The organism is Providencia sp. wls1922, from assembly GCF_009706505.1.
Classification (GTDB): Bacteria; Pseudomonadota; Gammaproteobacteria; order Enterobacterales; family Enterobacteriaceae; genus Providencia; species Providencia lanzhouensis.
In genome coordinates, this window is the sequence record NZ_WLUG01000029.1 from 1 (window position 1) to 9052 (window position 9052).

A 9052-nucleotide genomic window follows, 5' to 3' on the forward strand; every position below is an offset into this window, starting at 1 on the left:
ACGAGGATCATTTTTAGTAGAAACATCGCCGCGACAAGGATCACACACAGACCCAGATCACGCCAGCGCCCTGTACCAATCTTCATCGCACAGTACGCGATAAAGCCTAGCGCAATACCTTCTGTAATCGAGAAGCTAAATGGCATCATGACCGCAGTAATAAACGCTGGAACGGATTCCGTTAAGTCATCCCATTTCACGCGCGTTAAGCTTGAAGTCATCAGAACGCCAACATAGATCAGCGCGCCTGCGGTTGCATAAGCGGGAACCATGCCTGCCAGCGGAGAGATAAACATCGTCAATAGGAATAACACACCGACGACAATCGCGGTTAAACCTGTACGACCGCCCACCGATACCCCAGAAGAGCTTTCGATGTACGCCGTTACAGACGAAGTTCCCATTGCAGAGCCTGCCACAGAACTTAAGCTATCCACATACAGCGCTTGTTTCATGCGAGGGAAAGTTCCACGCTCGTTGGTAATACCCGCTTTGTCTGTTACCCCAATCATGGTGCCGGAGGAGTCAAACAGGTTCACTAACATAAAGGCAAAGATAACCCCAGAAAGTGCCAGATCCAGTGAGCCCGCAAAGTCCACTTGTCCAACAACACTGGTAATGCTTGGTGGTATTGAGAAAATGCCCGTATATTTCACATCACCCAGCGCTAAACCAATCAGCGTCGTCACGGCGATAGATACCAATACTGCCGCATGAATATTACGCGCCGCTAAAATGGCAATAATGAAAAAGCCTAATGCCCCTAACCACACATTATGGTGAGTTAGGTTACCAATTGACACTAAGGTATCTGGGTTTGCGACGATAATACCGGAGTTTTTCAGTCCCATCATGGCGATAAACAGACCGATACCGCTGGTGATCCCCACACGTAAACTCAGGGGAATATTAGCGATAATCCAGTAACGAATACGGAATAACGTTAGAATAAATAAGCCAACTGCGCCCCAGAATACCGCCCCCATAGCGACTTGCCATGAATAGCCCATCGCCCCAACGACCACAAAGGCAAAGAAGGCATTTAGCCCCATCGCGGGTGCAACAGCAATAGGTAAGTTAGCCAGTAAGCCCATTAAAATACTGCCGATGGCTGCGATTAAGCAGGTGGTCACGAATACCGCTTTGATATCCATGCCAGCGACGGACAAAATTTGTGGGTTAACGAAAACGATATATACCATCGTCAGGAAGGTGGTGAACCCTGCAACGACCTCTGTTCTTGCGGTGGTGCCGTGTTCTTGTAATTTAAACACACGCTGAAACAGACCCTGCGATTGCGAGGAGCCAGATGATTGATTAGTCATTAAAATGCGCCTTGTCGAAATGTCATGCCCTAGATTGCCAATGGATGCGTGGTGGGCACGAAAAAAAGTTTTTTTCGGCTCATGGTACAACTAAACGATGCAAAAGAAAACGATTGCGTCATTTTAAATAAGTCGTATTTCCTAACTGACTGATACTGTAAATGAATATCGAGGGAGATATGGCGGTTGTCATACCGCCATTGAGGGATTAAGCCGCCTTTGTGCGATTAAGAAAGCGCAATCAGCTTTTGACGTCGCCAAAACAGCCAACCGCGTTTTGCTGAACGGCTGCGCGCTGCACTTTTATCACTGAGCTTTTTCGCCACTTGATTGGCAATAATTTCTACTGACAGGCACATCACAAAGTAGATAAATGCCACAAACAAAAACACTTCCAGCGGATAGATCATTTCACGGTTATTCACCTGTGTTGCTAAGAATGACAGTTCTGCAACCCCCACAATATACGCCAGAGAGGTATCTTTAATTAACGCAACCCATTGGTTAATAAAGGAAGGCACCATCATTCGTAATGCCTGAGGTAACACCACATTCCACAGAACTTGCCAGCGGTTAAACCCGAGAGAAAGCCCAGCGTTCCATTGCCCTTGACCGATAGCTAAAATTCCCGCTTTCACGCCGTGCGCTAAATAGGCTGAAGTGATCAGCGCTAATGCGCACACCACCGCCGTCACGCCCGGAATTTCCGTTCCGAAGACAATAGGCAGTAGGAAGTAAGTCCAGAAAATCAACATGATGACGGGAATGGCGCGGAAAAAACCTAAAACGGCGGCAAATAAATTCATCCAGAAGCCACGTAGCATCGCCAGCGCAATACCACCCAATGTGCCGAGGACAATAGACGCAGCGCCAGCCAATACGCTCATAATCAGCGTCAGTGCTGCCCCTTCCAAGGGACCATCAGGATAAGCCCCAAATAGCAGATATTGCCAGTTATCCGTAATGACTGAAAAATCCATCTTATACCCCCTGGGCCAATTGACGCTGTTGTCGCCACTGACCCCAGCCTTCCATAAAGGCAATGATTGCAATGTACAGTACTGTAGCTAAACCAAATGCAGCAAATGTTTGTAATGATTGGCTATCTACCTGGCGTGATACATAAGAAAGCTCAGCCACCCCGATCGCCATCGTTAATGACGAGTTTTTGACGACGTTCATGTATTGCCCTAACAGCGGCGGTAACGCGATTTTTACGGCTTGCGGTAAAATCACTAAACGCATGGACTGCCATGATGTCAGCCCTAAAGCGAGAGCTGCTTGTTTCTGTCCTTGACGCACTCCTCGGATACCAGAGCGCACTTCTTCCGCAATGAAAGGTACGGTGTATAGCGTTAAGCCGACAAATCCGGCTAAAAATTCAAAGGATGGCCAACCCAATGTTATCCCTAAAATTTCAATTTCATGGGGAGTATTCAGCCATTCCATCGCTGATTCAGGGAGAATTTCTCCCGAAGCGAAATACCAGAAAAACAGTTGCACCAGTAGTGGCGTATTACGGAAAATCGAAATATAAACGGTCACAAACCAGCGTAGCGGCGCGATTTGGCTGTCTCTTGCCGAGGCGGCAATAAAACCTAATAGCGTGGCAGCGATGATCGTACAAATCGAGATCCAGACTGTAAGCAAAAAGCCATAGCCAAACCACTCAAGGTATTGTGGTGCTAGTAGATGCGCAGACCAGAAGTCACCGCTGAAAAATTTGTCGAACATATTTCGCCTCGCTATAACTGACAACCCCTGCAACATGGCAGGGGCGTTTACTCTCACTAAACTGCATGACTAACTTAAGATTTAGGCTGCTCGCTCAATGGGGCAAATTTGAATTCACCACGTGGTTGTGCCGCTTTGGTGTCTGGACCAAACCAACGGTTATAAATCTCGTTCGCTTTGCCTTCTTTCTCCAGTTTCAGCAAGGTAGCATTCACGTTTTCAATTAAACGCGTTTCCCCTTTGCTCGCGCCTAGCGCTTGGTACTCTTTGGTTAAGCTAAATGGTGAAATTTCAAAGTCTGCTTTCACTTTTTCTGGCAAGTTACCGAGCAAGCCCACCAGCTTCGCATCATCTTGGGTGATCGCTTGTACGTTACCGTTACGTAGCGCTGCAAAAGCTTGCGGGGTATCGTCGTAAGAGATAACTTTGGTATTCGGGAAACGTTCGCGCAGAGTCACTTCCTGAACAGTTCCTTTGTCTGCACCAATACGCAGTGGAGCGATATCTTCAGGGGTTTTCAGTACGCCTTTACGCGCGATAAATTTTTGCCCTGTTGCAAAGTCAGGAATGGAGAAATCCACCTGTTTTGCACGTTCATCTGTAATTGTGAAGTTGGCACCAATCAGGTCAACTTTGCCGGATGTTAACAGTGGAATGCGGTTAGCTGGGTTGGTTGGACGCAGCTCTAATTTCACGCCAAGATCATCAGCAATCGCTTGGGCGATATCGATATCATAGCCAGCAAGTTTCTTGGTTTTAGGATCAATAAATCCGAATGGGGGATTACTGTCAAAAACAGAAATGCGGATCACTCCCGCTTGTTTAATATCATCTAATTTATCTGCGCTAGCGACATTCGCTGTCAGCGCCAGACCTGCAACTAAAAGTGCGGAAGTAAGAAAACGAGCTTTCATTGAATACCCCTAACGGTAAATTTGTGTAAATCGACCATCACAAGCTATCAACTATTTCTTAGCACCTGAAATAATATTAAATAATATATTTATATCAATTTGGAATATGGATAGACATAAAAAAAGGGGCGAAAATTCATCGGAGCGACCCCTAAAATGTTGCAGATTAAGACTCTTATCGAGCAAGAAGAAAATGAAGAAGATGAACACTGAGGTGGCCAGCACCCCAGTGGTTTAACAGTTACTCTTTGTTGCTGTCTTTCGAGCTAGTCAGCATTTTTTCAAGGCTGTCTCCACCTACATGGCGGAAATCTTGCCCTTTAACATAGTAGAAAATAAATTCACAAATGTTCTGGCAACGGTCACCGATACGCTCAATGGAGCGAGCACAGAACAGCGCAGTTAAAACACTTGGAATGGTACGCGGGTCTTCCATCATATACGTCATTAACTGACGGACAATCCCCTCGTATTCTTGGTCTACCTTTTCATCTTCACGATAAATACGGATAGCTTCTTCCAAGTCCATGCGCGCAAAAGCATCTAGCACGTCATGCAGCATTTGCACGGTATGGCGACCTAATGACTCCAAGCTCACCAACAATGGCTGGTGCTGCTGAGAGAATTTTTCCAGTGCGGTTTGGCAGATTTTATCCGCGACGTCACCGATTCTTTCCAGCTCAGCGATGGTTTTCGAGATTGCCATAATCAAACGCAAGTCGCTCGCGGTTGGCTGGCGCTTGGCGATGATTTTGACGCACTCTTCATCGATTGCCACTTCCATCATGTTGACTTTATGGTCATTGGCAATCACTTCTCGCGCTAGGGCTTCATCCTGATTATGCATCGCAGTGATAGCCTTGGTGAGCTGCTCTTCAACTAGCCCTCCCATGGTCATCAACTCAGTATGGATATGTTCCAGTTCAGCGTTGAACTGCCCTGATATATGTTTGTTGTGGTTCAGCGTATCCATCGTCGGCTCCATATCAACCGTAGCGGCCAGTAATATAATCTTCAGTTTGTTTCATTTCTGGGGTGGTAAACATCTTGTCAGTGTTATTAAATTCCACCAACTCACCCAAGTACATAAATGCCGTGTAATCAGAGCAGCGCGCCGCTTGTTGCATGTTGTGAGTAACGATCACCACGGTATATTCTGATTTCAATTCGCTGATCAACTCTTCAATACGCCCCGTTGAAATTGGGTCCAGAGCAGAACATGGCTCATCGAGTAACAGAACTTCTGGGCGAATGGCGATACCACGCGCAATACACAGACGCTGTTGCTGACCACCAGAGAGGCTATAGCCGCTTTGGTGAAGTTTATCTTTGGTTTCATTCCACAGTGCCGCTTTTGTTAGCGCCCACTGCACACGCTCGTCCATTTCGACGCGGGACAGCTTTTCAAACAAACGCACACCGAACGCGATATTGTCGTAGATAGACATCGGGAATGGCGTTGGTTTTTGGAACACCATACCGACTTTTGCACGTAATAACGCGATGTCTTGTTTATCAGTCAGGATGTTTTGACCATCCAGTAAAATTTCGCCTTCTGCGCGTTGCTCACCATACAGTTCGTACATTTTGTTGAAGGTACGCAGCAGCGTGGATTTACCACAACCTGATGGGCCGATAAACGCAGTCACTTTGTTCTTTTCAATGTCTAAAGAGATATTCTTCAGCGCGTGAAACTTTCCATAGTAGAAGTTAAGGTCACGAACTTTAATTTTACTGTTTGCAATATCGTTTGCATTAATCATGGCTACTTCTCTCTATCAATTCTTTTATTCGTCTGGGATTAGTGTTTTTTCTGTGCAAACACAACACGGGCAATGATATTGATTAACAGGACACATAAGGTGATTAGGAGAACCCCTGCCCATGCTAATTGCTGCCATTCAGAGAACGGACTCATTGCAAATTTGAAGATAGTCACTGGTAAGTTAGCAATTGGCTCATTCATGTCGGTGCTCCAGAATTGGTTCGAGAGTGACGTAAACAGCAGCGGTGCGGTTTCCCCCGCAATACGCGCGATAGCCAGCAAAATACCGGTAATAATCCCAGATACAGATGCTTTTAATGTAATGGATAAAATCATTTTCCATTTTGGTGTGCCCAGTGCATATGCCGCTTCACGCAGGCTATCAGGCACGAGCTTCAACATGTTCTCAGTGGTACGAATAACAATTGGGATTTGCAGTAATGCAAGTGCAATTACCCCCGCCCAACCCGAGAAATGCTGCATTTGAGCCACCACAATGGTGTAAACAAACAGACCAACCACAATTGAAGGCGCAGATAACAGAATGTCGTTAATAAAACGCGTCACCGAAGCTAACCACGATTTGCGACCATATTCCGCTAAGTAGATACCCGCTAAAATCCCTAATGGTGTTCCGATAACGGTCGCCCACAAGATAAGCAATCCACTTCCCACAATGGCGTTCGCCAAACCACCACCTTCTGTATTTGGCGGCGGTGTCATTTCAGTAAACAGATTGAGGGACATACCATCAATCCCTTTGGTTACCGTGGAGAATAAAATCCACACTAACCAGAACAGACCAAATGCCATCGTCAGCATGGAGACTAATAATGCCATTCTGTTGACTTGACGGCGCCATGCTTGGCGGCGTGCACGCTCTTTTTGATTCACTACAACAGGTTCAGAAATCGACATATTAGCGTCCCTCATTCTTAGCAAGGCGCATTACCATCAGCTTGGAAATCGCCAGAACGATGAAGGTAATCACAAACAGAATTAAACCAAGTTCCATCAATGCCGCCGTGTGTAAACCACTTTCCGCTTCAGCAAATTCGTTCGCCAGCGCAGAGGTAATACTATTACCCGGCATAAACAGTGAAGGGCTATCGAGCTGGTAAGTGTTACCGATGACGAAGGTGACCGCCATGGTTTCTCCCAATGCACGACCTAGCCCCAGCATCACACCACCAATCACCCCATTACGGGTATAAGGCAGAACGATATTCCAAATCACTTCCCATGTAGTACAGCCAATTCCATAGGCTGACTCTTTCATCATCACAGGAGTTTGTTCAAATACATCGCGCATTACAGAGGCGATGTAAGGAATGATCATAATGGCAAGGATAATACCCGCCGCAAGAATACCAATACCAAACGCAGGACCGGTGAACAGTTCGCCAACAATTGGAATGCTCGACATGACATTACCAACTGGTTCTTGGAAGTATTCTGCAAATAACGGAGCGAAGACAAACAGTCCCCACATACCATAAACAATACTTGGGATTGCAGCGAGAAGCTCAATCGCAATACCTAATGGGCGTTTTAACCAGTTAGGCGCTAGCTCTGTTAAGAATAATGCGATACCAAAACTCACGGGTACGGCGATAATCAGAGCGATTAATGATGTGACGATGGTGCCGTAGATAGGCACTAATGCACCAAACTGCTCTGCTGGCGCATCCCACTCTTTATTCCACAAAAACGAAAACCCGAATTTCTGCATACTTGGCCAAGATGCGAAAATCAGGGAAATAATAATGCCACCAAGCATGAGGAGAGTGATTAGCGCTGCTATTTTGACTAATGCACTAAAAATCACGTCGCCCGATTTACTAGGGGCTTTGAATGCCGTTATTTTTTCGGCCATGCGCTTTGTTCTCATTCCATGCCTACTTTTCAGTAGGACTTACGTTACTACGGTGAATAAGCGGGAGCTATTCCTCAGCCCCCGCTTACCCTTTTCCAACCCGAGGGGCACTTAGAACAGTGCTTTACCTTGGCTATCTTTTACTTCTGTTTTCCATGCTGCACGTACTGCGGTCACAACTTCTTGAGGTAACACAGCGTAATCTAATGCTTCTGCTTGTTTACCGCCTTTGTCGTAAGCCCAGTTGAAGAAATCAAGAACCGCTTTACCTTTCTCCGCATCCGCTTGTTGCTTGTGAACTAAGATGAATGTGGTTGAGGTAATTGGCCATGCGTTAGCGCCTTCACGGTTAGTCAGGTCTTGTGCAAATGATTTAGACCAATCCACTTTTTTCGCTGCTGCGCTGAAGCTTTCACCTGTTGGTGAAACTGGCTGACCATCTGCAGAAACCAGCTTAGTATACGCAAGATTATTCTGTTTTGCGTAAGCATATTCTACATAACCGATAGAGCCTGGCAGACGTTGAACAAAGGCTGCAACGCCGTCGTTACCTTTACCGCCTACGCTGTTTTTCGGCCAGTTAACCGTTGAACCTGCACCCACTTCATCTTTCCAGTTTGAGCTAACTTTTGCTAAGTAGCTTGTGAAGACGAATGTGGTACCAGAACCATCAGAGCGGCGAACTACAGCGATGTTTTGGTCAGGTAATTTTACGTTTGGATTCAGTTTTGCGATGGCTGGGTCATTCCATTTTGCAATTTTGCCTAAGTAGATGTCGCCCAGAGTTTTACCATCAAGAACCAGTTGATTAGATTCGATGCCTTTAACGTTTACCGCTAAAACCACGCCACCAATCACGGTTGGGAATTGGAATAAGCCGTCTTCTTTGAGTTTTTCATCAGTCAATGGCGCATCAGACGCACCGAAATCAACTGTTTTTGCATTAATTTGTTTTACACCACCAGAAGAACCGATCCCCTGATAGTTAATTTTATTACCTGTTTCTTTCTGATAAGTATCTGCCCACTTCGCATAAACAGGAGCAGGGAATGTCGCGCCAGCTCCGGTCAGGCTGGTAGCAGCAAAAGAAGACATTGCAGTCAGAGATAAGGTTGCTGCCATTACGCTTGCTAGTGTGGTACGCATCATTTTCATAATCCCTCCGGGGATGTAAGAAATAATCAAGTATTAAATTATTGGGTGTATGTCACGGTAGGGAAAATAGGACAATTGAGTTACGGCAATATGTCAGCTTTATGACAGTTTTATGACATTTGCGGATTTTATCGACATGATTAAGTGTAGCAGAATGGTACAAAAATGATTATTTACTTATTTTTCAACAAACTAAATAAGAACAGTGAATGTGACAGCTTAGCGTTTGGAATATGACATATTGTCATAAATGAAAAAATTTATTTCTCTTTCTATCTTTCTA

Annotated in this window: 9 protein-coding genes; all 9 read right to left on the reverse strand. The window is 45.6% G+C overall.

The window, feature by feature from the left end; all coding sequences use genetic code 11:
• Positions 1–1325, reverse strand: a 1325-nt coding sequence (locus tag GKR71_RS01390; RefSeq protein WP_154633854.1) for an NCS2 family permease, incomplete at its 3' end; no start/stop codon positions are given.
• Between the two features lie 227 nt (positions 1326–1552).
• Positions 1553–2305, reverse strand: a complete 753-nt coding sequence (locus tag GKR71_RS01395; RefSeq protein WP_036948484.1) for an amino acid ABC transporter permease — start codon at positions 2303–2305, stop codon at positions 1553–1555.
• A gap of 1 nt (position 2306) precedes the next feature.
• Positions 2307–3059, reverse strand: a complete 753-nt coding sequence (locus GKR71_RS01400; RefSeq protein ID WP_036948481.1) for an amino acid ABC transporter permease — start codon at positions 3057–3059, stop codon at positions 2307–2309.
• Positions 3060–3133: 74 nt separating this feature from the next.
• Positions 3134–3973: an ABC transporter substrate-binding protein gene (locus GKR71_RS01405; protein ID WP_036948477.1), complete on the reverse strand. Its 840-nt coding sequence runs from the start codon at positions 3971–3973 to the stop codon at positions 3134–3136.
• Positions 3974–4214: 241 nt separating this feature from the next.
• The gene (phoU, locus tag GKR71_RS01410; RefSeq protein ID WP_006663093.1) at positions 4215–4946 is read right to left on the reverse strand and encodes a phosphate signaling complex protein PhoU; all 732 of its coding nucleotides are present in this window, start codon (positions 4944–4946) and stop codon (positions 4215–4217) included.
• A 13-nt stretch (positions 4947–4959) separates the two neighbouring features.
• Complete coding sequence (gene pstB, locus GKR71_RS01415) at positions 4960–5736, reverse strand: phosphate ABC transporter ATP-binding protein PstB (RefSeq protein ID WP_036948470.1); 777 nt, start codon at positions 5734–5736, stop codon at positions 4960–4962.
• Between the two features lie 38 nt (positions 5737–5774).
• On the reverse strand, positions 5775–6656 hold the full coding sequence (gene pstA / locus GKR71_RS01420; protein WP_036948467.1) for a phosphate ABC transporter permease PstA: 882 nt from the start codon (positions 6654–6656) through the stop codon (positions 5775–5777).
• 1 nt (position 6657) lies between these two features.
• On the reverse strand, positions 6658–7614 hold the full coding sequence (pstC, locus tag GKR71_RS01425; protein ID WP_036948465.1) for a phosphate ABC transporter permease PstC: 957 nt from the start codon (positions 7612–7614) through the stop codon (positions 6658–6660).
• A 111-nt stretch (positions 7615–7725) separates the two neighbouring features.
• Complete coding sequence (pstS, locus tag GKR71_RS01430; RefSeq protein ID WP_036948462.1) at positions 7726–8769, reverse strand: phosphate ABC transporter substrate-binding protein PstS; 1044 nt, start codon at positions 8767–8769, stop codon at positions 7726–7728.
• Positions 8770–9052 lie beyond the last annotated feature (283 nt).

What these genes read in the sequence shown, in the direction of transcription:
- GKR71_RS01395 (WP_036948484.1), bottom strand. Translation starts at nt 2,305, where the DNA reads ATGGATTTTTCAGTCATTACGGATAACTGGCAATATCTGCTATTTGGG.
- GKR71_RS01400 (WP_036948481.1), bottom strand. Translation starts at nt 3,059, where the DNA reads ATGTTCGACAAATTTTTCAGCGGTGACTTCTGGTCTGCGCATCTACTA.
- GKR71_RS01405 (WP_036948477.1), bottom strand. Translation starts at nt 3,973, where the DNA reads ATGAAAGCTCGTTTTCTTACTTCCGCACTTTTAGTTGCAGGTCTGGCG.
- phoU (WP_006663093.1), bottom strand. Translation starts at nt 4,946, where the DNA reads ATGGATACGCTGAACCACAACAAACATATATCAGGGCAGTTCAACGCT.
- pstB (WP_036948470.1), bottom strand. Translation starts at nt 5,736, where the DNA reads ATGATTAATGCAAACGATATTGCAAACAGTAAAATTAAAGTTCGTGAC.
- pstA (WP_036948467.1), bottom strand. Translation starts at nt 6,656, where the DNA reads ATGTCGATTTCTGAACCTGTTGTAGTGAATCAAAAAGAGCGTGCACGC.
- pstC (WP_036948465.1), bottom strand. Translation starts at nt 7,614, where the DNA reads ATGGCCGAAAAAATAACGGCATTCAAAGCCCCTAGTAAATCGGGCGAC.
- pstS (WP_036948462.1), bottom strand. Translation starts at nt 8,769, where the DNA reads ATGAAAATGATGCGTACCACACTAGCAAGCGTAATGGCAGCAACCTTA.